The 20,967-nt window shown below is 65.6% G+C and carries 17 protein-coding genes and 1 other RNA gene; 11 read left to right on the top strand and 7 right to left on the bottom strand.

Features of this window, described 5'->3' with window-relative positions; all coding sequences use genetic code 11:
* The first annotated feature begins 112 nt into the window (after nucleotides 1–112).
* The 5 genes from rnpB to V2L32_RS02565 all read left to right on the top strand — a co-directional run bounded on the left by rnpB (nucleotide 113) and on the right by V2L32_RS02565 (nucleotide 4,268).
* Nucleotides 113–470, top strand: an RNA gene (gene rnpB / locus V2L32_RS02585) — RNase P RNA component.
* A 230-nt stretch (nucleotides 471–700) separates the two neighbouring features.
* A complete protein-coding gene (locus V2L32_RS02580; RefSeq protein WP_409348398.1) occupies nucleotides 701–1,384 on the top strand; it encodes a metal-dependent transcriptional regulator in 684 nt (227 codons plus the stop codon).
* A gap of 131 nt (nucleotides 1,385–1,515) precedes the next feature.
* A complete protein-coding gene (locus V2L32_RS02575) occupies nucleotides 1,516–2,454 on the top strand; it encodes a metal ABC transporter substrate-binding protein (RefSeq protein ID WP_331234875.1) in 939 nt (312 codons plus the stop codon).
* Nucleotides 2,455–2,544: 90 nt separating this feature from the next.
* Nucleotides 2,545–3,297, top strand: a complete 753-nt coding sequence (locus tag V2L32_RS02570) for a metal ABC transporter ATP-binding protein (RefSeq protein ID WP_331234874.1) — start codon at nucleotides 2,545–2,547, stop codon at nucleotides 3,295–3,297.
* Entirely contained in the window at nucleotides 3,294–4,268 is a 975-nt protein-coding gene (locus tag V2L32_RS02565; RefSeq protein ID WP_331234873.1) for a metal ABC transporter permease, read from the top strand. Before V2L32_RS02570 ends, V2L32_RS02565 begins: the two co-directional genes overlap by 4 nt.
* Here the strand turns inward: V2L32_RS02565 and V2L32_RS02560 are convergent.
* On the bottom strand, nucleotides 4,265–5,530 hold the full coding sequence (locus tag V2L32_RS02560) for an MFS transporter (protein WP_331234872.1): 1,266 nt from the start codon (nucleotides 5,528–5,530) through the stop codon (nucleotides 4,265–4,267). The genes V2L32_RS02565 and V2L32_RS02560 overlap by 4 nt on opposite strands.
* A gap of 100 nt (nucleotides 5,531–5,630) precedes the next feature.
* Between V2L32_RS02560 and V2L32_RS02555 the strand changes: the two genes are divergently transcribed.
* A complete protein-coding gene (locus V2L32_RS02555) occupies nucleotides 5,631–6,542 on the top strand; it encodes an NAD-dependent epimerase/dehydratase family protein (protein WP_331234871.1) in 912 nt (303 codons plus the stop codon).
* 218 nt (nucleotides 6,543–6,760) lie between these two features.
* Nucleotides 6,761–8,620, top strand: coding sequence for an SLC13 family permease (locus V2L32_RS02550; RefSeq protein ID WP_331234869.1), 1,860 nt, complete (start codon nucleotides 6,761–6,763; stop codon nucleotides 8,618–8,620).
* Between the two features lie 11 nt (nucleotides 8,621–8,631).
* On the opposite strand, the gene V2L32_RS02545 is transcribed toward V2L32_RS02550, so the two are convergent.
* Entirely contained in the window at nucleotides 8,632–9,039 is a 408-nt protein-coding gene (locus V2L32_RS02545; protein WP_331234868.1) for a universal stress protein, read from the bottom strand.
* Nucleotides 9,040–10,142: 1,103 nt separating this feature from the next.
* Between V2L32_RS02545 and V2L32_RS02540 the strand changes: the two genes are divergently transcribed.
* Nucleotides 10,143–10,496, top strand: coding sequence for a hypothetical protein (locus V2L32_RS02540; protein WP_331234867.1), 354 nt, complete (start codon nucleotides 10,143–10,145; stop codon nucleotides 10,494–10,496).
* A 26-nt stretch (nucleotides 10,497–10,522) separates the two neighbouring features.
* Here V2L32_RS02540 and V2L32_RS02535 read toward each other — a convergent pair whose 3' ends face one another.
* Nucleotides 10,523–11,935, bottom strand: a complete 1,413-nt coding sequence (locus V2L32_RS02535; RefSeq protein ID WP_331234866.1) for an amidohydrolase — start codon at nucleotides 11,933–11,935, stop codon at nucleotides 10,523–10,525.
* A 199-nt stretch (nucleotides 11,936–12,134) separates the two neighbouring features.
* Here V2L32_RS02535 and V2L32_RS02530 point away from each other — a divergent pair, with 199 nt between their 5' ends.
* Entirely contained in the window at nucleotides 12,135–13,223 is a 1,089-nt protein-coding gene (locus tag V2L32_RS02530) for a phytase (protein ID WP_331234865.1), read from the top strand.
* Nucleotides 13,224–13,332: 109 nt separating this feature from the next.
* On the opposite strand, the gene V2L32_RS02525 is transcribed toward V2L32_RS02530, so the two are convergent.
* Complete coding sequence (locus tag V2L32_RS02525; RefSeq protein WP_331234864.1) at nucleotides 13,333–14,430, bottom strand: aminopeptidase; 1,098 nt, start codon at nucleotides 14,428–14,430, stop codon at nucleotides 13,333–13,335.
* A gap of 123 nt (nucleotides 14,431–14,553) precedes the next feature.
* Between V2L32_RS02525 and V2L32_RS02520 the strand changes: the two genes are divergently transcribed.
* A complete protein-coding gene (locus V2L32_RS02520; protein WP_331234863.1) occupies nucleotides 14,554–15,741 on the top strand; it encodes a pyridoxal-phosphate-dependent aminotransferase family protein in 1,188 nt (395 codons plus the stop codon).
* Nucleotides 15,742–15,794: 53 nt separating this feature from the next.
* On the opposite strand, the gene V2L32_RS02515 is transcribed toward V2L32_RS02520, so the two are convergent.
* Together V2L32_RS02515 and V2L32_RS02510 are read right to left on the bottom strand one after the other, a co-directional pair.
* On the bottom strand, nucleotides 15,795–18,431 hold the full coding sequence (locus V2L32_RS02515) for a valine--tRNA ligase (protein ID WP_331234862.1): 2,637 nt from the start codon (nucleotides 18,429–18,431) through the stop codon (nucleotides 15,795–15,797).
* A 228-nt stretch (nucleotides 18,432–18,659) separates the two neighbouring features.
* Nucleotides 18,660–19,286, bottom strand: coding sequence for a DUF4399 domain-containing protein (locus V2L32_RS02510; RefSeq protein WP_331234861.1), 627 nt, complete (start codon nucleotides 19,284–19,286; stop codon nucleotides 18,660–18,662).
* Nucleotides 19,287–19,378: 92 nt separating this feature from the next.
* Between V2L32_RS02510 and V2L32_RS02505 the strand changes: the two genes are divergently transcribed.
* The gene (locus V2L32_RS02505) at nucleotides 19,379–20,275 is read left to right on the top strand and encodes a decarboxylating 6-phosphogluconate dehydrogenase (RefSeq protein WP_331234860.1); all 897 of its coding nucleotides are present in this window, start codon (nucleotides 19,379–19,381) and stop codon (nucleotides 20,273–20,275) included.
* Here the strand turns inward: V2L32_RS02505 and V2L32_RS02500 are convergent.
* Nucleotides 20,251–20,865 (bottom strand): DJ-1/PfpI family protein, encoded by a 615-nt coding sequence (locus tag V2L32_RS02500; RefSeq protein WP_331234859.1) that lies wholly within the window; start codon nucleotides 20,863–20,865, stop codon nucleotides 20,251–20,253. The genes V2L32_RS02505 and V2L32_RS02500 overlap by 25 nt on opposite strands.
* Between the last annotated feature and the right edge of the window lie 102 nt (nucleotides 20,866–20,967).

Here is a 20,967-nt window from a genome sequence, read left to right as displayed (position 1 = left end):
CTTTGCGTCCGATCGTCAGACGCGAAGAGTTAGGTGCGAGCGGTGTCTACACCGACCGGCAGCGGGAGCCCGGTCCCCGTGTGCCGTGCCGGTAGGCACGCTCGTGCAGGCGGGCACGCTCGTGCCGGCGGACCACGCACATGAGGAAAGTCCCCCCACCGTCCGGGCAGGCGACCGGGCGCAAGCCCGGGGCGGGAGACCGCCGGCTCTGGAACAGAGACGAGACCCCGCTCCCCGACCGATGAGGCGTGCGAACCGACCCGAGAGGGGAGGGAGTTAACCCGCCGAGGGAAGCGCGATCGAATGTCGCGTTCATGCGAGCGGCGTGAGCCGCGAACGAACGGGAGCGAACGGATGGAACGGCCACCCTCGCCGGTGCAAGCCCGCGTCCACAGGTAGCCCGGACGCGGACGCGGGCGCTCAGCCGAATGCCGGGTACGAAAACAGAAGGGGGCTTACTCCCCGCAGCCACACCGCTCTCGAGATACCTCTGTGCGTGTCCCTTCTCCGTTCGAGACATCGTGGGGACCGGAGGCCCCGTGCCCGACCTCCGACCGGTAGCACCGTGTACCTCCCCGACGGGTCGTTCGACCGAACGGTACAAGAGCGTTCTCCGCAGCCGATTACTGTTGTACTTCAGACACCTTCTCGACGGCGACGCCCCCGATAGATTTAGGGTTTAGAACCATCTAAACCACTCATGATGCTGAGCGCCGTCATGGAGGACTACCTGAAGGCGATATACACCCTTCAATCCGAGCGCGACGGCGGCCAGCGGATCCGGACGTCGGAGATCGCAGACCACGTCGGGGTGACCTCGCCGACGGTAACGAGCATGCTCGACAAGCTCGAAGAGCGGGGGCTGGTCGACCGGGAGAAGTACAAGGGGGTGACGCTCACCTCCGACGGCGAGCGTGTCGCGCTCGAAGTGATCCGCCACCACCGACTGCTCGAGGCCTACCTCACCGAACACCTCGACTACTCCTGGGAGGAGGTCCACGACGAAGCCGACCGTCTCGAACACCACATCTCGGAGGAGTTCGAGGCCCGGGTCGCCGCGGCGCTCGCCGACCCGACCGTCGACCCGCACGGCGCGCCGATCCCGAACGCCGATCTCGAGCCGCCCGAGCGCCGGCCCGCGACCGCGCTCTCGGAGTTCGAGGAGGGCACCGTGGTGCGGGTCGAGGAGGTCAGCGACCACGATCCAGCGGTACTGGAGTACCTCTCCGACCACGGGGTCGACCCGGGCACGGAACTCGAGATCGAGGAGGTCGCCCCATTCGGGATGGTGACCGCCCGGGCCGAGGGCCACCGGGAGAGCGTCTCCCTCCCCGAGGAAGTCGCCCGACACGTCCGCGTCACCGCGCTCGCGGAGGCGACGTGAGCCGAGTCGGAGATCGAGAACCGGGCCCGACCGGTTCCCTGTTTCCGGCGTGCGGAGACGGGCGTCGGGCTTCGATCGACTCGAGAAGGAGAGGCGCAAAATACTAATATTAGACTAGTCTAAAACAGGTAATGGACACCGACGGCGGTCTCTCACGACGACAGGTGCTGTCCGCGGGCGGTGGGCTCTTCGGAGCGGCGCTCGCGGGCTGTCTCGACGGGAACGACAACCCGAGCGGGAGCGGTGATGACGGCGGCGAGTACTCCGTCGCAGCGTCGTTCTTCATGCCGTACGACGTCACACAGCAGATCGCGGGCGACCACGTGGCCCTCGAGGACCTCGTTCCAGCCGGCGAGCACGGCCACGACTGGGACCCGGATCCCGGGATCGTCGAACGGATCGAGAGCGCCGACGCCTTCGTCTACACGCGAGGGTTCTCGAGCTGGCAGGACGACGCGGCCGACGAACTCGAAGACGACGAGGAGATACTCGTCATCGAGATCTCCGACGGGATCACGTTCATCGACAGCCCCGCCGAGGAGAACGACGAGCACTTCTGGATGAACCCGCGCATCATGCGTGACGGCGCCGAGAACGTCCTCGACGGGCTGGTGGAACTCGACTCCGACAACCAGGAGGCCTACGAGGAGAACGCGGAGGCTTTCATCGACGAACTCGACGCGGTCCACGGGGAGTTCCAGGAGCTCGCGGATCAGCGACAGCAGGACCAGATCATCATCGGGAGCCACGATTCGTTTCAGTGGTGGTGGGACGAGTACGGCTTCGACATCTACTCGCCGGTCGGCATCTCGCCCGACGACGAGGCGTCGGCCGCCGAGCTGGAGGAGGTCGAACGGCTCGTCGAGGAACACGGCGTCAAGTACATCCTCTACGACATGCTGGAGCCGACGAACCTCGCCGAGTCGCTCGCCGAGGAGACGGGTACGGAGGTCCTGCCGCTGTCGCCGATCGAAGGCGTGACCGAGGAGATGGACGAGGAGTGGGGCTACCTCGAGCACCAGCGCGAGATCAACCTCGAGACCCTCGAACTCGCCCTCGAGGTGGAGTGAGACCTGTGGTCGGAGCGACCCGGTACGACCGGAAGGGTTGTTACCCGTGAAACCCCTAGGTAGACGCATCGAACGATTCGTTGAGAGAGCATGAATGTAATCGAGGCAGATGGCGTCACGTTCGCCTACGAGGAACAGCCGGTCGTCGAGGACGTCAGCCTGACCGTCTCCGAGGGGGAGTTCGTCGGGCTGATCGGCCCGAACGGCTCGGGGAAGACGACGCTGCTCAAGCTCTTGCTCGGCCTGCGACGGCCGGACTCGGGGACGGTTCGGCTGTTCGGGGAGTCGGCGAGCGAGTTCAGGGAGGGTGAACGCCTGGGCTACGTCTCGCAGACGTCGACACAGGCGGACCAGACGATGCCGATCACGGTTCGAGAGGTCGTGACGATGGGTCGGTACCCGCACGTCGGCCTGCGCCGACTGGGCACCGAGGACAGGGAGATCGTCGACGACGCCCTCGACCGCGTCGGGATCGCCGACCTCGCCGACCGTCGGATCAACCGCCTCTCGGGAGGACAGAGACAGCGGGCGTACATCGCCCGGGCGCTCGCTGGCGAGGCCGACCTGCTCGCGCTCGACGAACCGACGGTCGGTATCGACGCCGACTCCCGTGATCGGTTCTACGATCTCCTGAACGAACTGAACGACCGCGGGATCACGATCGTCCTGATCGAACACGACATCGGCGTCGTCACCGAACACGTCGACACCGTCGTCTGTATCAACCGCGAGCTGCTCCACCACGGCAGCCCCGAGGCGTTCGCCGAGAGCGACGCGCTCGCCCAGGCGTACGGCTTCGGGGAGAGGGAGGGTCGACCCGCCCTGCAGAGACAGCGCTCATGACCGTCCGAGCGTCCCTCACGAACCTCGCCGGTTCGCGTCGTCGACTCGTCGGAGTCGTCGCCGGGGTGCCGCTCGCCGCTATCGGGCTCTACGCGTTCATCTACGGCGTCTTCCCGACGCTCTACGAGGCGTTCTGGGGGGCGACGTGTAGCGCGGTCGGGAGCTGGCTCGTCTGCAGCGGCTTCCTCCAGCGCGGGTTCACCACGGGGCTACTCATCGGGATCGCCGCGCCGATCGTCGGTACCTATCTCGTCAACCGACAGATGGCGCTGATCGGGGAGGCGCTCGCACACACCGCGTTCGCGGGCGTCGCGATCGGGATCTTCCTCGGCTCGTTCGTCGAGTGGGGATCGTTTCCCCTGTTCACCGCGCTCGTCGTCGCCGCGATCGCGGCACTCGGTATCCAGTACATCTCGGTCCACACCGACTCCCACGCCGACGTGCCGATCGCGATCATGCTCACCGGCGGGTTCGCGCTCGGGATCGCCGTCGTCTCCTACGGGATCGCCTTCGGCCGCGAGATCAACAGCTATCTCTTCGGCGACATCCTCTTCGTCCCGTTCGGGAACGTCCAGCTCATGGTCGGGCTCACGCTCGCCGTGCTGGGGATGGTCGGGCTCACTCACAAACAGCTCCTGTTCATCACGTTCGACCGCGAGGCCGCACGGCTCGCACGGATCGACGTCTGGTTCTACGACACGCTGCTCATCGTGCTCACCGCGCTGGTGATCGTCGCGGCGATGCAGATCCTCGGGGCGATCCTCGTCGCCGCGATGCTCGTCGTCCCGGTCGCCGGGGCGATGCAGCTCACGAACTCGTTCACCCAGGGGATGGCGCTCTCCGTGGTGTTCGGCGAGCTCTCGGTGATCTTCGGTATCCTCTTCTCGTATCAGTGGTCGATCGCGACGGGCGCGACGATCGTCCTCACGGCGATCGCGATCTACCTCGTCGCCCTCCTCGTCTCGCGTTAGTCGCTCGGGACCGCCTTCTCCGAACCGTGCCCGTCTCCCCACGTCCGGACGATCCACGCGGTGATCACCACGGCGAGGCCCGCGACGCCCGCAATCGAAGTGAACGCGGCCCTGAACCCGGCGGTCTCGATGACGAACCCGAACAGCGGCGGGGCGATCGTGCTGCCGATCATGATCCCGATGGTGATGATCGCGAAGTTCCGGCCGAGGTCAGCCCGCCCCGAGAGGGCGTCGGCAAGCGTGTCGCGGGCGGGGATCGCGAGGCTCGTGACGCTCCCGGCGAGGATCGCCGCGACGATCGCCACCAGTGGCGAGACCGCGAGCGAGGAGAGGGTGAGAACGAAGACGACGAGCAGCCCGTAGCTCCCGACGATCACCGGGCCGGGGGAGAACCGATCCGAGAGGTCGCCGCCGGCGAGCATCAGGATCGCACCCGCACCGAACATCGCAGAGAGGGTGAGGCTCGCGACGTTCGGCGCGACGCCGTAGCCCTCCTCCAGGAGGGTGACGACGAACGAGGTGATCCCCCAGCCGGCGGTCGAGCCGACGAGCGCGAACAGCCCGAGCGCGAGGATGCCCGGCGCCTCGAACACCGCCCGGATCCCGCTGCGGACGCGCTGAACGGGTGACCCCTCCCGTGAAGCACCACGCTCCGGAACCCTGATCGAGCGATCGACGAACCGGGTGAGGACGACGAACGCGAGCAGGGCGTAGGCGAGGCCGAGTGCCCCGAGCAGCGCGAAGGCGATCCGCCAGGAGTAGCCCAGTCCCATCACCGCGACGATGAGCAGGGGTGCGGCGCCGAAGCCGACGTTCCCCGCGAACCCGTGGACGCTGAACGCACGGCCCCGGAGCCGTTCGGGCGTCGAGTCAGCGATCAGCGGGAAGTGTGCGGGGTGGTGGCCGGCGATTCCCACCCCCAAAATCGCCTGGCCGACGAGCAGCCACTCGAAGGTGGGCGCGAGTGCGAGGACGAACGCGCCGAGCGCGCCGAGGCCGAGACAGAGCTCCAGCGCGAGCGTCCGGTCGTAGGTATCGGCCAGGTAGCCGAACGGGAGCTGAAAGGCGGTGTTGACGAACGCCTGGACGCCCATCGCGACGCCGAGCGCGGCGAGACCGACGTCGAACTCCACGGCGAGGACGCCCAGGATCGGTGGAAAGAGCACGAGGTAGGTGTGGTTGATCACGTGCGAGCCGCTCACGAGGCCGACGACGACCGTCGTCTCGTGTGGTACTCCGGTAGCCGACTCAGCCCTGCTCACGACGGCGGTGGGTCGGCCACCGACAAAACCCTGCGTGAAGCCGCGAGGGTGGCCGGCTTCGCTCGCGTGGGTTTATCTCGATACCTCACTCAACTCGGCCATGCGCGTACTCGTCACCGGCGGAACCGGGTTCGTCGGATCGGAGCTCTGCGAGCGGTTGAAACGGGAGGGACACGATCCGATCGCGTTCGACACCGATCCGTCCGACGAACCGGCCGGCGGAGATCCCACCGCCGTCCGCGGCGACGTGACCGATACGGCCGCGCTCGAACGAGCGATCGAGGATCGCGAGGTCGATCGAATCGCCCACCTCGCGGCGGTCCTCGGCTCCGCTCAATCGTCCGGCGAGCGCGCGGCGGTGAACGCGGGCGGCCCGCGGAGCGTGCTCGAAGCAGCCCGGAGAACCGGGGTCGAGAGAGTCGCCCTCGCCTCCAGCGAGACGGTCTACGCCCCGGATTCTGCGTACGTGGCGGAACAGGTCTCGGAGGACTCGCTGCTCCAGCCCGAGAGCGCGTACGCGGCGGCGAAGCTCTTCTCCGAGCGACTGGGTCGGGAGTACGAAGCGGAGCACGACCTCTCGGTCGTAGCGCTGCGTCCAACGGGTGTCTTCGGACCCGGAGCTGGTCACGCCGTCGAGTTCGCTGAGCTGTTCGAGAAGCCGACGCGGGGCGAAGCAGTCACCGTCTCGCCCGCCGACGGCGCGATCAGCTGGCTCTCGGTTCGGGACGCCGCGAGCGGGTTCGCCGCCGCCGTCGGGGCGGACGAGGACGATCTCACACAGCCCGTCTACAACCTCCGGGGTGAGTACCGAACCGTGAGTGAGGCGGCCGAGGCAGTGAGGGAGGTGGTCCAAGGTGCGGAGGTCACGGTCGATGACGGTCCACCGCTTCGCTGGTCGGCACAGCACCTCGACGTCTCGGCAGCCAGATCGGACCTCGGGTACGAAATCGAGGACGGGATCGCCGAGATCGCACGCCTGTACGTCGAATCCGTCGGGAGGAACCGCTCGTAGCCGACAGCGTCACCGATCCGGGTCGCCTCGTCTCCGCGGGTTCCCCGTGACCGCGCAGAGATCTAACCCTTTCTGTTAGTGATGCCTACTTGTTGTTTATAAGGAGAATCAGTTACCGGACTGATTTCTTGTGCATGGAGCAAAAATACAGGTATATTATTCATAGATAAGGATAAACCCCTCCGGAGAGTTGGAGTATAATACGAGGTCAACGCCCTATGTCAATATTTCTTATCCTTCAAACAACCGGTGAACTTCCGCCACTTACCACCGAAATCCTCGTCGTCTTCGGAATTATCGCAGTAGCACTGGTTCTCTTCGTCACTGAACCAATCCCAATCGACGTCACAGCGGTCGCAATCCTCGTCACGCTGATCGTCCTCGAACCGTGGACGCAGATCAGTCCCTCCGATGGCGTCTCCGGATTCTCCAGCTCCGCCACCATCACTGTCCTAGCGATGTTCATCCTGAGCGACGGGATTCGACGAACCGGGCTGATCAGCATCCTCGGATCGAAAATCGCCGAGCAGTTCGGCGATAGCCCGCTGAAACAACTTGCTGCGGTCGTCGGCCTCTCGGGAGGGACGGCTGGCTTCATCAACAATACGCCGGTCGTCGCCCTGATGATCCCGATGGTGAACGACATCTCCCAGCGGACGGGCGTCTCACCGTCGAAGTTCCTCATTCCCGTCTCGTTCGCGTCGATGCTCGGAGGGATGCTCACGCTGATCGGCACCTCGACGAACATCCTCGCCAGCGATGTTTCCGCTCGTCTCATCGACCGCCCGTTCACAATGTTCGAGTTCACACAGCTCGGCTTCCTCGTCCTCGTTACGGGCTGTCTCTACATCCTCCTCATCGGCCGTCACCTGATTCCAGAGCGCGTCCACGTCGAAGAGCAACTCACGGAGGAGTTCGAGATGGCGAACTACCTCACCGAAGTGGTCGTCCGCGAAGGCTCACCACTCGCGGGAATGACCGTCCACGAGTGCCTCGAAGAACTCGAACTCGAGGCGGATATCGTACAGCTCGTCCGCGACGACCAGACGTTCACCGAACCACTCGCTCAAAAAACAGTTCAACCGGACGATATCCTCGTCATCCGAACGGGTCGCGAGAGTTTGGTAGGTCTCCTCAACGTCGAAGGACTCGCTCTCGCGCCCGATGCTGACGTTACCGACGACCACTTGGAGGTGAGACTCGACCGCCGTGACGAGCGGGGTACCCAGCGACTGGTCGAGGTGATCATCACACCGGATACGAATATCATCGGAGAGACGCTAGAGACGTTGAACTTCCGCCATCGCTACGACGCGACCGTCCTCGCGATCCGCCGTGGCGGTGAAATCATTCACGCGCGCATGGACGACCGACCGCTCCGACCCGGAGACACACTACTCCTCCAAGCAACGGATCAGACGGTCAATCGTCTGAACGCTGATCGTAGTTTTGTCGTCGCACAAGAGGTTACGCGTCCCGATTTTCGATCATCGAAGATTCCAATCGCTCTCGGGATAATCGTTGGGGTCATCGGTTTGGCGGCGTTCGAGGTGTTCCCGATCATGGTGACCGCTCTCGGTGGGATGGTGGCGATGGTCGCGACGGGCTGTGTTCGTCCCACCGAGGTGTACGATTCGGTCGATTGGAACGTGATCTTCCTCCTGGCCGGGCTCATCCCCCTGGGTATCGCGATGGAACAGACCGGAGCGGCGGCATGGCTCGCTTCGGTGATCGTCATCGCCTCCGCCGGGCTCTCGGCAGTCCTCGTTCTCGGGCTGTTCTACCTCGCGACGGCACTCATCACGGAATTGATCAGTAACAACGCGAGCGTCGTGCTGATGATCCCTGTCGCCGTCGATGCAGCGATTCAGATCGACGCGAACGTCTTCGCGTTCGTCCTTGCGGTGACGTTCGGCGCGAGCACGTCGATGCTCTCGCCCATCGGGTACCAGACGAATCTGATGGTTTACGGACCTGGTGGATACAAGTTCACGGATTTCTTCCGCGTTGGTGCCCCTCTCCAGCTGATCCTTACTGTCGTAACCACTGCTGGAATCGTCATTTTTTGGGGCGTTTGAGTTTGCTCGCTTCACCGACGGGCGACAAGTACCGAGGTATCCGCGTGGCGCGCGACACGTTCGGCAACGGTACCGAAGAAAAACCGCTCTAAACCCGACTTTCCCTTGGCTCCGAGGATGATAAGGTCAATAGAATAGTCCTCGGCGTATGCAAGGATCTCCTCCGCTGGTATTCCTTCGGTAATCATTGTGGTCAGAGACACGTCACACTGCGCCGCGCGTTTTTTAGCGGATCTGATCGCTTGTTCACCGAGATCATGGAGTGAATCTTTCGTAGCAGCAGTGCTGGCACGGCGTGTATCGATGACATACACCGCGTGGAGTTCGGCGTCGAATTTGCTTGCGATCTGGATCGCCTGATCGAGGGCTTGAGTAGCATCAGGGCTCCCATCGGTAGCGACGAGGATCGAACGATACATGTAAAGTAATGGAGGGTAACGAGCAAGAAATTGTCGGGATCTATCATTAAGGGCTTGAACAAGATAGGATTTCTGCCTTCTTTCTGTAAACTCCTTTCTTCCATATTTCTGAGGGGTACGTCAATTTTGGTTTACAAGGAAATCTCTGACTGGTGGACCTGTTAGCCAACTAGTGGTTTGTAGAACTCCAAACGCTCAATCTCTGGACCGCGACCGGAAGCGGTTTTGATATATCCGTATACGGTACATCCGGTCGTCCCCCATTGGATACGATCACCTCCCGATCGGCGTTAGAGCCGACCTCCCGACGTGGGCGGGGCTGTATCGTCGTCGGCGCACTCGTCGCCGCGTCGGACTCGCACACGTCACCGCCGGGGGCGACGCAAACCGATCTCCCGTTCTAAGGCCCGATCGTCGTTCCCTCCCTCTATTCGTTCGCGAACGGCGGCCCGCTCCTCGCCTTCGTGCCGAGCCAGCAGGTCGTCGGCGTCGAAACCCTCGGGGATCTGATCGGCGGCCCGAGTCGGATCAACCCGGACGGCACTGTTCGTGCTGCGCGTCGGTACCGGCGCGCGGTCGTCGCGGCCTACACCACCAGGACGGACGGTACTCGACGGTGGACTACGTCGGGGTTCGATCGAACCTCGTGGTTGGGACCGGAGTCGCGCTCGCCACGGGAATAGCCTGGGTAGTGACGTGGCCAGCCGGGGTCGAGTCTGCTGTAGAGCCGTTGTGGAGCGGCGAGATACCTCCGACGCTCGCGCCCGGCCCCAGTGCGGTTGGGGGGCGGTGTCCTCCTCGTCTGCTGGGAATACTGGCTCTCGGAATCGATTCGTGCTGGCGAAGGGGACCGGTCGTACCCGGTTGCGACTCGTGGGCCACACCGTTCTCGGACGCTATCCCGTATGGGGTCGAATCCGCATGTACCTCACGAATTGAGTCCAACCCGCTGTTTTCGACCGCGCGACGGGCTCACTCTTCGAAGTCCGTTTGACGGTCGATCGCGCAGATAAACTACCGATGGCGATATAGAACCGGACCGTTCTTCCTGCGTTGCGATCGCGTGCAGCGGAGCGATACCCCTCGACCGTCTCGCATTCCGCATGGCCGAGTACGAGGTCCACGCCGTCGACTACTCGGATACGACCGACGAGGAGTGGGACGACCCACAACTGTACGACTTCGACATGGACGACCTGAGCGAGGTGGACGACACTTCCTGCTCTCGTCGTCCGGTCCCGCCGGAGAGCTTCTCGGCCCTCCAGCTCCCGGTCGTCGACCCCGACGGGAACCTCAACAGGAACGCGCTGCAGACGGCCTACAGCAGCGGACACGGTGTCGAGGCGATCGACGATATCGACGAAGAAACCATCGAGGGGGTCCGGAACCGGCTGCTCGACCTCGCGGAGGAGGGCTTCGGGATCGGGGAGAACGAACTGGAGGAGCCGCCGTCGTGAGGGAGACCGATACCGGAGACCGACCGCTACGGTGCTGTGACGTCGAACGGTGGTTCGACGTCCTCGGGAAGCGGCGTCACGTACTCGCCGTCTCTGGATTCAACGAACTCCGCCTGTGCCCGATCGACCAAGTCGGGATCGGAGAGAAGGTCGATTGCGGTACCGGCCTGCACCTTCGCGGCGTAGAGCGCGCCCTCGACCCCGAACTCGTGGTTGGCGGCGACCGCCTGCCAGCTGTGGCCCGGCGTGCCGACCGGCCAGGTCGCCGCCCGTAGCTGAGCCGTCGGGACGATGTGGCTCACGTCGCCGACGTCGGTCGACCCGCCGCTTACCTCGCCCTCGTCGTACGCCTTGATCGGCTCGCCGTAGACCGCCCGACCCTCCACCCGCTCTCTCGTCTCATCGGGCAGTTTCTCCAGCGTCGCCTCGATCCGGTCGGGATCGACCGTCTCCTGGATCTCGCGGGCGAACGTCTCCTGTTCCTCGGTGAACTCGACTCCTCCTACCTCCTGCATGTTCTCCCAGAGTGCGTCCGTGACCGTCTCGTTCGGGAGGAAGTCGTAACAGCCGGTGATGTAGCGGCGTTCGACCGAGGTGTGTGTCATCTGCGCCGCTGCGTCCGCGATGTCGGTGACCCACTTCGTGATCCGGTCGACCTCGTCCCGATCGGGTGCCCGGACGAAGTACCAGACGCTCGCCTCCGCGGGGACGACGTTCGGCGCACCCCCGCCGTCGGTGATCGCATAGTGGACCCGGGTCTTCTCCGGCACGTGCTCGCGCATCCGCTCGACGCCAGCGTTGAGCAGTTCGACGCCGTCGAGTGCGCTTCGGCCCGATTCCGGCGATCCCCCCGCGTGGGCGGCGGTCCCCGTATAGGAGAACGAAAGCGAGTCGAGCGCGAGCGAACTCCCCAGCTGCGGGCGGTTTCGATCGCTCGGGTGCCAGGTGATCGCCGTGTCACAGTCGTCGAACGCGCCCGCCCGAGCCATGAACACCTTTCCCACGAGCGTCTCCTCGGCGGGACAGCCGTAGAATCGGATCGTGCCCGGAAGGCCGTCGTCGATCGCCCGCGCGACTGCGATCGCCGCCCACGCACACGCCGTCCCGTAGAGGTTGTGCCCACAGCCGTGACCCGGTGCGCCGGGTTCGATCGGGTCCGGCTCCGTACTCGCCGACTGCGAGAGCCCAGGCAACGCGTCGTACTCTCCGAGGATCCCGATCACGGGACCACCCGAACCGTACTCGGCGACGAACGCCGTCGACATTCCTCCGATATCGGTTTCGATCTCGAAGCCCTCGGCTTCGAGCAGGTCGATCAGCGCTTTCGAGGAGCGCTCCTCGTGCAGTCCGAGCTCCGGCGTCTCCCAGATCGCCTTCGCTACCTCCTCGAAACGCTCGCGGTCGGCATCGATCGTCTCGAAAACGGCCCGTTTGTCCATAGAGTGGCCGGGCGAGCGCGGTGTAAAGTCGTTCCGGAGGCGGAAAGGGAGCGATGGACGCTCCCGGTGACGACCGGTACGATCACGGTTGCTCGTTGGAGGTGACCTCTCGAGAGCCGAACGCACGCCATCGGTCGACAGGCTGCGCCGTTCTATTAGTATACCAATTTTTATATCATTGTGGACAGTACTTACCACGATGAGAGGGGGAGGCGACCGAGGGGAGAGGGGATACGTCTCGAGACGGCAGGCGTTACGCGCGGTAACCGTTGGGGTGACCGCGGGAGTTGCCGGCTGTTCGCGGCTGTCCGGCGGGGACGATTCGATACTCACCGTTCCGGAGACGTTCATCACGTCAGAGGAAGGCGAGAACATCGACCAACCGGCGGTGTGGCACGGCGAGAGTCGACACCTGCTCCTGGTCACTGCGAAGGAGAGCCACGAACTCGTCGTCTTCGACGCGACGGACGGGGAGTATCTCACCAGTATCGGACGCGAGGGGTCGGAAGCCGGCGAGTTTCAGCGGCCGAACGGACTGTTCGTGATCGATGACCTCGCGGTCGTCGTCGAGCGCGACAACCGTCGCGTACAGGTGCTACGACTGCCGGACGGCGAGTCGCTCGGCACCTTCGGCGAGGACGAGCTGCGCAAACCGTACGAGGGCGCGGTCTACGAGAGTGCCGAGGGTTACGAGGTGTACGTCACCGACGACTACGACGCGTCCGACCCCGCGGACCTCGACGAGCGCGTGAAACACTACCGGTTCACCGTCTCCGACGACACCGTCGAGGCACAGCACGTTCGGAGCTTCGGCGAGACGACCGATCCCGGAGCACTCTACAAGGTGGAGTCGATCCTCCCCGACCCGGAGCACGACCGGCTGATGATCGCCGACGAGGACGAGAACGTGGTCAAACTCTACGATCTCTCCGGGACGTTCGTCGACGTCGTGACCTCGGTTTTCGGTGAGAACGATCCGGAGGGGATCGCGCTCTACCGTAACGAGAACGGTTCGGGGTGGTGGGTGTTCGCGGAGCAGTCCGGACAGCCCGACCTCTTCGTCTTCGATCGGGGACAGAGCCGGTTCCACGTCTACGGCCGGGAATCGCTCGATCCGGTCGCGACGTTCGCCGGCGAGACGGCAGCGAACACGGACGGCGTCTGGCTCACCCAGCGTTCGTTCGGTCAGTTCTCGGATGGAGCGTTCTACGTGGTCCACAACGACAGGACGGTCGCGGCGTTCGACCTGGAGGAAGTCATGAGCGGGATCGGGCCAGACCTGTCGTAGATAGCGCGAGGGATCCCCGTTCGGTGTCGATTAGTGTGTGCGGACCTCCGACGACGCGAACCTCCCGGTCGACTCCTTCTCCGACGAAATGGAGAGGTCTCTCCGACGACTACCCCTCGAAGCCCTCCTCCCACCGGAAGGTTCCGTCTCGTTGGATCACCTCGCCGTCGACCTCCAGTACCGAGTCCTCGCTCACGTCGGTGATCATGTCATTGTGAACGGCAGACTGGTTGCCCTCCGCTCCCTCCGGGAGACAGGCGTCGTACGCCCGACCGACCGCGAGGTGAACGGTGTCGCCCATCTTCTCGTCGAAGAGGACGTTGTCGGTAAAGCGGTCGATCCCGCGGTTCATCCCGATCCCGAGCTCGCCGAGGTACCGGGCGCCCTCGTCGGTCTCCAAGATGGTCGTCAGTTCCTCCTCGTTCGCTCCGGCGGAGTAATCGACGACCTCACCGCCCTCGAACGTGAGTGAGACGTCCTGCAACCGCTTGCCGTTGATCGTCATCGGCACGTCGAAGAACACCTCACCCTCCGTGTCGTAGGGTGCGGTGAACACCTCTCCGGAGGGGAGGTTGTGCGAGTCGTAGACGACGGAGGCGGCGCTGTTGACCGCCGTCCGCCCTTCGATCGACGTGGTGAGGTCGGTCCCCTCCTTCTCGAGTCGGACCTCGCTCCCCTTGTCGAGGACTTCCTTCATCTCGGCCATCTCCTCGGCGAGCGCCTGCCAGTCGCGGAGGATCGCGCTGTAGGCGAACTCGCGGTACTCCTCGGTGGCCATCCCGGCCTGCTGAGCGAGCGAGCGCGTGGGGTGGACAGTCGAGACCCAGTCGGTCGCCATGCGCGCCTCGCGAAGCCCCTCGCGTGCCCGGCTGTAGGCCTGACGGGTTTCACCGGGAACGTCGGCCATCGCGGAGGTGTTCCGCCCCCCGCCGAGCCGGAGGTAGACGTCGGCGTTCTCGATCAGCCCGCGTTCGTGCGCTGGGTCCGCCTCGAACTCGCCGTCGTAGTTCGTGAGATACGCCCGGAGTACCTCGTCGGAGTCGTACGTCGCGACGAGGTTCGCACCCCGTTCGCCGAGCGCCTCGGCGACCGCGACGGCGAGGTCGTGGCTCCCCTCCGCCACGCTCAGGACGACGTCGTCGCCGCGTTCGACCCGTGCGCTCCAGTCGACCAGTACCTCGGCGTGCTCGCGTACCCGTGGATCCATGTGCCCGGCTCTCCCGTCGGCGAGAAAAGGGCGGCGGTCGCGCCCGGGCCACCGTCTCGGTGTGTCGATCGATCCCCGATCCAGGTCGGAGGTGTTTTCGTCCTCGCGGTAGCTCTCCGAGGTATGAGGGACGCACCAGACATCGGCGAACTCGTACCCCCGGACCGAACGCTCATGGGTCCCGGCCCCAGCGACGTCCACCCGCGCGTGCTCCGATCGATGGCGACCCCGCTGGTCGGCTACCTCGACGAGTTCTACGTCGACGTGATGGACGACGTCCAGGAGGGACTTCGCTACCTCTTCGACACGGAGAACGAGTACACACTCGCCGTCAGCGGTACCGGCTCGGCCGCGATGGAGACCGCGTTCGCGAACCTCGTCGAGCCGGGCGAGACCGTCTTGGTACCTGACAACGGCTACTTCGGCGACCGGATGGGCCAGATCGCCGCCCGTGCCGGCGGCGACGTCGTGACGGTCGACGCACCTTGGGGCGAACCGCTCGACCCCGCAGAGGTCGAGGCAGCCTTCGAGGAGTACCAGCCCACGGTCTTCGGATTCGTCCACGGCGAGACGAGCACGGGCGTCCGTCAGACCGACGTCGACGAACTGACCCGGATCGCACAGGAGTACGACGCGTACGCCGTCGCCGACACGGTGGCGTCGCTCGGCGGCTGTGAGTTCCACACCGACGACTGGGACGTCGACGTCGTCTACTCCGGCTCGCAGAAGTGTCTCTCGGCACCACCGGGTGCGAGCCCGATCACGATCAACGACCGCGCGATGGAGAAGGTCCGCTCGCGGGAGACGCCCGTCCGGTCGTGGTACCTCGACCTCGAAGGGGTCTGGGAGTACTGGGGTGACGAACGCGCCTACCACCACACCGGACCGATCTCGACGACGTACGCGCTCAGGGAGTCGCTCCGGATGCTCGCGGAAGAAGGGATCGAGTCGACGTGGGATCGCCACCGCCGCGTCGCGGGCGCGATGAAAGCTGGCGTCGAGGCGATGGGGCTCTCGCTCAACGTGAGCGAGGAGCACTGGCTGCCGACGCTCAACCCGGTCTCCGTTCCCGAGGGCGTCGACGACGGTGTCGTGATCTCGCGGCTGCTCGACGAACACGAGATCGAGATCGTCGGCGGGCTCGGCGACCTCTCGGGCGAGATCTTCCGGGTCGGCTGTATGGGCCACTCCGCGCGCCCGGCGAAGGCGACGGGCTTTATCTCCGCGTTCGGCTCCGTCCTCGCCGACGAGGGTGCCGACGTGGACGTCGAGGCCGGCGCAGCGGCGACGGCGACGGCCCTCGGGGACTGATCGAGACGGATCGAATCCGACCGAATCCGGGAGGTTTGCACACCCCTCCCGACTCAGGGGAAGACCAGCACCGTCGCGTCGTCGGTCTCCAGCACCTCGACCTCCTCGCCGCCCTCTGCCTGGAGTTCCTCCCTGACCTCCAGTGCGTCCGGTTCGAGGACGACGACCTGGTCGTCGACGTCCAGTTCGACTTCCCCCGTGGAGTCGAGCTGGGCCTTTACCTCCGCGGGATCCGCCTCGCCGAGCGCGCCCATCACCGCGCCAGCCTCCGAACGGAACTCCGGCCCGATCACGCTCTGGTCGGGCTCGACCGCGACCGGGACCAGGTCCACGTCGGGCGTGCCGTACTCGACGTAGACCGGGGCGTTCACCGCCCCCGAGAGGTCGTAGGTGTCGACCGCGTACTCCTCGTCCAGCGAGACGTACACCTCGATCCGATCGAGGTCGGCGTTGAGCGCCATCCCCGACTCCGACTTCCAGCCCCTGACCGTGCTCGCGACGTCGGCGATCAGCGACCCGACCGCCTCGGCCTCGCTGTCATCCCAGTCGACCGCCGGGTCGACCGACGGCCAGTCCGCGGCGTGGACGCTCCCCTCGGTGCCCGGAAGGTGGCTCCAGACCTCCTCGGTCACGAAGGGCGCGAACGGCGAGAGCATCCGGAGCGACCCCGAGAGAGCGGTGTAGAGCGCGTGTCGCGCCGCGTTTCGCTCGCCCGGCCGGCCCTCGTAGAGCCTGCCCTTCACGAGTTCGAGGTAGTCGTCTGCGAGTTCGCTCCAGACGAACTCGCGGATCTCACGGAGCGCCGCGTCGAACCGGTAGGCCTCCATGTGCTCGTCCACGGAGGTGGCTACCCGATCCAGTTCGGTGAGTATCCACCGGTCGACCGCGCGGTACGCCGGCGCGTCGATCCCCGGCGTCCGGTCGTCGACGTGGCCGAGCGCGAACTTGCTGATGTTCCAGACCTTCGTGAGGAATCGCGAGGCGGAGGTGACCTCCTTCGACTGGAACTGGATGTCGCTGCCCGGCTGGCCGCCCAGCGCGATCGCCTGTCGGAAGGCGTCTGCGCCGTGTTCCTCGACCACCTCGATCGGCGCGATCGTGTTCCCCCGCGACTTCGACATCTTGTGGCCGTCCTCGCCGAAGACCATGCCGTTGATCAGCGCCTCCTCCCACGGGATCTCGTCCTCTAGCGCAGCGGTCCGGAGGATCGTGTAGAAGGCCCACGTCCGGATGATGTCGTGGCCCTGTTCTCTCAACTGGACGGGTTCGAACTCCGCCTCGGGCCAGCCGCCGACGTACATCGCTGAGATCGACGAGTCCATCCAGGTGTCCATCACGTCGGTCTCGCCGGTCCAGTCCTCTGCCCCGCACTCGGGACAGGCACCGACCTCGGGGCCGTCCTCGGTCGGGTCGACCGGCGTCTCCTCGACCGTCGCGACGTGTGCGTACCCGCAGTCCGCACAGAACCAGGCCGGGATCGGCGTCGCGAAGACCCGCTGGCGGCTGATCACCCAGTCCCAGTCCATCCCCTCGGTCCACTCCTGCAGCCTGATGAACATGTGTTCGGGGATCCACTCGATCTCCCTCGCCTTCTCCAGGATCTCCTCCTGGTCGACCCGGACGAACCACTGCTCGGTCGAGAGGATCTCGATCGGGGTGTCACACCGCCAGCACGCGCCGACCGACTGCTCGGTCGGCTCCGTTTCGCCCAGATAGCCCGCCTCATCCAGATCCGCCGCGATCCGTTCTTTGGCCTCGTCGATCTCGATGCCGGCGTACTCGCCCGCTAGCTCGTTCAGTCGGCCGTCCTCGGTGATCGCCGCCCTGAGATCCAGGTCGTACTCGGCCCACCAGGTGACGTCCTGTTTGTCCCCGAACGTACAGATCATCACCGCGCCGGTGCCGAACTCGCCGTCGACGTCGCTGTCGGCGATCAGTTCGACCTCTTGGCCGAAGAGTGGCACCTCGAACGTGTCGCCGACCCGGTCGTCGTAGCGCTCGTCCTCCGGCTCGACCGCCATCCCCACACAGGCGGCGAGCAGTTCGGGACGGGTCGTCGCGATCTCTATACTCTCGTTGTCCACCCCGTCGAAGGTGACGTAGTGGAGCGTTCCCTCCCGATCGACGGCCTCGACCTCGGCGTCGGCGATCGCCGTCTCACAGCGCGGACACCAGTTCACCGGGTGTTCGTCGCGGTGGACGTACTCCTCCTCGGCCATCTCGACGAACGAGCGCTGGGTCAGCCCCCAGTACTCGGGGTCCATCGTGACGTACTCCTGGTTCCAGTCCTGCGAGAATCCCAGGTCGAGCATCGTCTCGCGCATCGCGTCGATCTGCTCCTCGGTGTGCTCGATACAGAGATCTCGGAACTCCTCTCTGGAGACGTCCGTTCGGTGGATGTCGTGGGTCTCCTCGACTTTTACTTCCGTCGGCAGGCCGTGGCAGTCCCAGCCCTGCGGATAGAGCACGTCGTAGCCCGCGAGCCGCCGGTAACGGGCGGCGAAGTCCATGTAACACCAGCCCAGCGCGTTGCCGATATGGAAGTTCCCGGTGGGGTACGGCGGCGGTGTGTCGATTCGGTAGTCGGGCGCGCCGGTGTCCTCGTAGCGGTAGACGTCGGTCTCCTGCCACTTCGCTCGCCAGCGGCGTTCGACGCTCTCGGGGTCGTAGCTGTCGTCCATTCCTGTCATGTATTCTCCCTGATCGCGAGACGGTCGAAGAACGCGCGCGGTCGTGTCGGCAGCGGCTCAGAGCCGACGTACTACCGACCTGATCGCGCTCATGCCCTACAGAAACCAACCACGTTTCATAAAGGTTGCCGTCTCGGCGGTCGCGTCATAAGGACGGGTTGTCGTCTCTTCCCCGGTGATCGCCTGTCCGGCTCGGCTATCACCGGCAGCCAGTTACAACCGTCCTTATCAGGCGTCGTCACCCTCACCCTCGCCCTCGTCGACGACGGTGATCGAGATCTCGTCGGTCTCGCCGAACGCCCGGTGGAGGGTGTCCCCGATCTGCACGCAGACGTCGTACTCGCCGGGGTCCATCTCGATCTCCGCGGTGTCCGAGCCGTCGCTCAGGTGCCATACCTCGTTGTCCTCCTCCAGGTCGTCGGCCGGTCCGGGGATGACCTCGCCGTCGGGATAACAGTCGTCCTCGCCGAGGACGTGCAGGTGGCCCTCGCCGACCGCCGGGTCCTCATCGACGGAGGCGAGCTCGAAGCCCTCGGTCTCGAACTCAAAGTGCACCGGCGTCTCGACGGTGTCGCCGTCGCCCGGCTCGACGAACGAGACGCTCGCGTCCTCCGGCTGGTCGGCGACGTCGTAGTCGTCGTCTGCCTCCTCGTCCTCCGCGTCGTCATCGGATACCTCTCCGTCGTCCTCGTCGTCAGCGCCGTCGGCGTCCGTCTCCGTCCCGTCGTCCGGTTCGGTCTCCTCCTGATCGTCGTCGAGACAGCCGGCGAGCGCCGTGGCGCTGACCGCCGATCCCGTGAGCAGGACGCCTCGTCGCGAGTACCGTATCGACCGGCCGTCACTGTCGTGTGGCATCTCATCGATCGGTTGGGAACACGTGAAAATAAGTGGCCCGCTCCGCCGCGACGGACCGGAATCACTACGCCGACCCCCCGATACCACCCGGTATGCAACTGGGCGTCACCGGACTGGGGCGGATGGGTCGGATCGTCGTCGACAGAACGCTCGCCGCCGGCCACGAGGTCGTCGCCTACGACCTCTCGGACGCGGCGGTCGAGGCCGTCGGGGAGGCGGGCGCGATACCTGCATCCTCGATCGAGGAGCTCTGTGCTGCCCTCGGCGAGGAGAAACGGATCTGGCTGATGGTCCCGGCGGGCGACGCCGTCGACGCCACCCTCGCGGACCTCGATCCACACCTCGAGGAGTCGGACGTGGTCGTCGACGGCGGGAACTCTCACTTCGAGCGCTCGGTCGAGCGCGCGGCGGCCTGTTCGGGGACCTACCTCGACTGCGGGACCTCCGGCGGGCCGGCGAGCGCCGAGGAGGGGTTCTCGCTCATGATCGGTGGCCCCGAATGGGCCTACGAGGAGTGCGTCCCCGTCTTCGACGCCGTCGCGACCGGTCCCGAGGGACACGCCCGGATGGGGGAGAGCGGTGCTGGCCACTACGTGAAGATGGTCCACAACGGCGTCGAGTACGCGCTCATGGGAGCGTACGGCGAGGGGTTCGAACTGCTCGCCGAGGGTCGGTACGACCTCGACCTCGAGTCTGTCGCGCGCACCTGGAACAACGGCGCGGTGATTCGATCGTGGCTCCTCGAACTCTGCGAGGAGGCGTTCGCCGAGGAGGGGAGCGACCTCGGGACCGTCGCCGACCGGATCGAGGGCGGCTCGACCGGGACGTGGACCGTCGAGGAGGCACTGGCCCAGGAGGTGCCGGTCCCGCTGATCTACGCGGCGCTCGCCGAGCGCTTCGACTCGCGCAACGAGGGCCGGTTCTCGCGTCGGCTCTGCAACAGGCTCCGGTACGGCTTCGGCCGTCACGAGGTCGTCCGCGACGAGTAGACCTCGCGCCGGTCGTACTCCAGTTCCGTCGCCACTCGCTCGGCGAGCTCCGCTCCGCACTCGCGTTCGACGAGGTGAAGGGCGAGGTCGAGCCCCGAGGTGACCCCGCCCGCGGTGAGCACGTCGCCGTCGTCGACGACGCGTGCCTCCACGACCTCGGCGTCCGTCTCCCGGAGGTCGGCGAGCGCGCTCGCGTGGGTCGTCGCCGGCCTGCCGTCGAGGACGCCCGCACGCGAGAGGAGCATTCCACCGGTACAGACCGAGGCGACCGTCGCGCCCTCCTCGTGCGCTACAGCGATCCTCTGGGGGAGGTCACCGCGTTCGGCCTCGCCCCAGGCGCCGTGTTCTGGACGGCTCGACCAGCCCCCACCGGGGACGAGCAGGACGTCGAACTCGGTCTCCGAGAGGGTCCCGTCGACCGCGACCCGGAGGCCGTGGCTCGCGGTCACCGTCTCGACCGGATCGAGCGTTCCGAGCGTCGCCCGGATCTCGCCGCCGAAGGCGCGCGCTGTCTCGACGACCTCGTACGGGCCGATCGCGTCCAGTTCGTCGAAGCCCTCGTAGAGGACGATTGCGACCGTCGTGTCCATGACGCCCCTTCGCCCGCCGACGTCATGACCGCGCCGATCGCGAACCCGAACCGCTCACGTCGCCGGACCGCAATCCACAATAACCTTATTCCCCCGCTCCGA

This window comes from Halalkalicoccus sp. CGA53 (genome assembly GCF_036429475.1).
Lineage (GTDB): Archaea > Halobacteriota > Halobacteria > Halobacteriales > Halalkalicoccaceae > Natronorarus > Natronorarus salvus.
Note: the sequence above shows the minus strand (reverse complement) of the source record. Positions and strands in the feature narration are given on the sequence as shown.

What these genes read in the sequence shown, in the direction of transcription:
- V2L32_RS02580 (WP_409348398.1), top strand. Translation starts at nt 701, where the DNA reads ATGATGCTGAGCGCCGTCATGGAGGACTACCTGAAGGCGATATACACC.
- V2L32_RS02575 (WP_331234875.1), top strand. Translation starts at nt 1,516, where the DNA reads ATGGACACCGACGGCGGTCTCTCACGACGACAGGTGCTGTCCGCGGGC.
- V2L32_RS02570 (WP_331234874.1), top strand. Translation starts at nt 2,545, where the DNA reads ATGAATGTAATCGAGGCAGATGGCGTCACGTTCGCCTACGAGGAACAG.
- V2L32_RS02565 (WP_331234873.1), top strand. Translation starts at nt 3,294, where the DNA reads ATGACCGTCCGAGCGTCCCTCACGAACCTCGCCGGTTCGCGTCGTCGA.
- V2L32_RS02555 (WP_331234871.1), top strand. Translation starts at nt 5,631, where the DNA reads ATGCGCGTACTCGTCACCGGCGGAACCGGGTTCGTCGGATCGGAGCTC.
- V2L32_RS02550 (WP_331234869.1), top strand. Translation starts at nt 6,761, where the DNA reads ATGTCAATATTTCTTATCCTTCAAACAACCGGTGAACTTCCGCCACTT.
- V2L32_RS02545 (WP_331234868.1), bottom strand. Translation starts at nt 9,039, where the DNA reads ATGTATCGTTCGATCCTCGTCGCTACCGATGGGAGCCCTGATGCTACT.
- V2L32_RS02540 (WP_331234867.1), top strand. Translation starts at nt 10,143, where the DNA reads ATGGCCGAGTACGAGGTCCACGCCGTCGACTACTCGGATACGACCGAC.
- V2L32_RS02535 (WP_331234866.1), bottom strand. Translation starts at nt 11,935, where the DNA reads ATGGACAAACGGGCCGTTTTCGAGACGATCGATGCCGACCGCGAGCGT.
- V2L32_RS02530 (WP_331234865.1), top strand. Translation starts at nt 12,135, where the DNA reads ATGAGAGGGGGAGGCGACCGAGGGGAGAGGGGATACGTCTCGAGACGG.
- V2L32_RS02525 (WP_331234864.1), bottom strand. Translation starts at nt 14,430, where the DNA reads ATGGATCCACGGGTACGCGAGCACGCCGAGGTACTGGTCGACTGGAGC.
- V2L32_RS02520 (WP_331234863.1), top strand. Translation starts at nt 14,554, where the DNA reads ATGAGGGACGCACCAGACATCGGCGAACTCGTACCCCCGGACCGAACG.
- V2L32_RS02515 (WP_331234862.1), bottom strand. Translation starts at nt 18,431, where the DNA reads ATGACAGGAATGGACGACAGCTACGACCCCGAGAGCGTCGAACGCCGC.
- V2L32_RS02510 (WP_331234861.1), bottom strand. Translation starts at nt 19,286, where the DNA reads ATGCCACACGACAGTGACGGCCGGTCGATACGGTACTCGCGACGAGGC.
- V2L32_RS02505 (WP_331234860.1), top strand. Translation starts at nt 19,379, where the DNA reads ATGCAACTGGGCGTCACCGGACTGGGGCGGATGGGTCGGATCGTCGTC.
- V2L32_RS02500 (WP_331234859.1), bottom strand. Translation starts at nt 20,865, where the DNA reads ATGGACACGACGGTCGCAATCGTCCTCTACGAGGGCTTCGACGAACTG.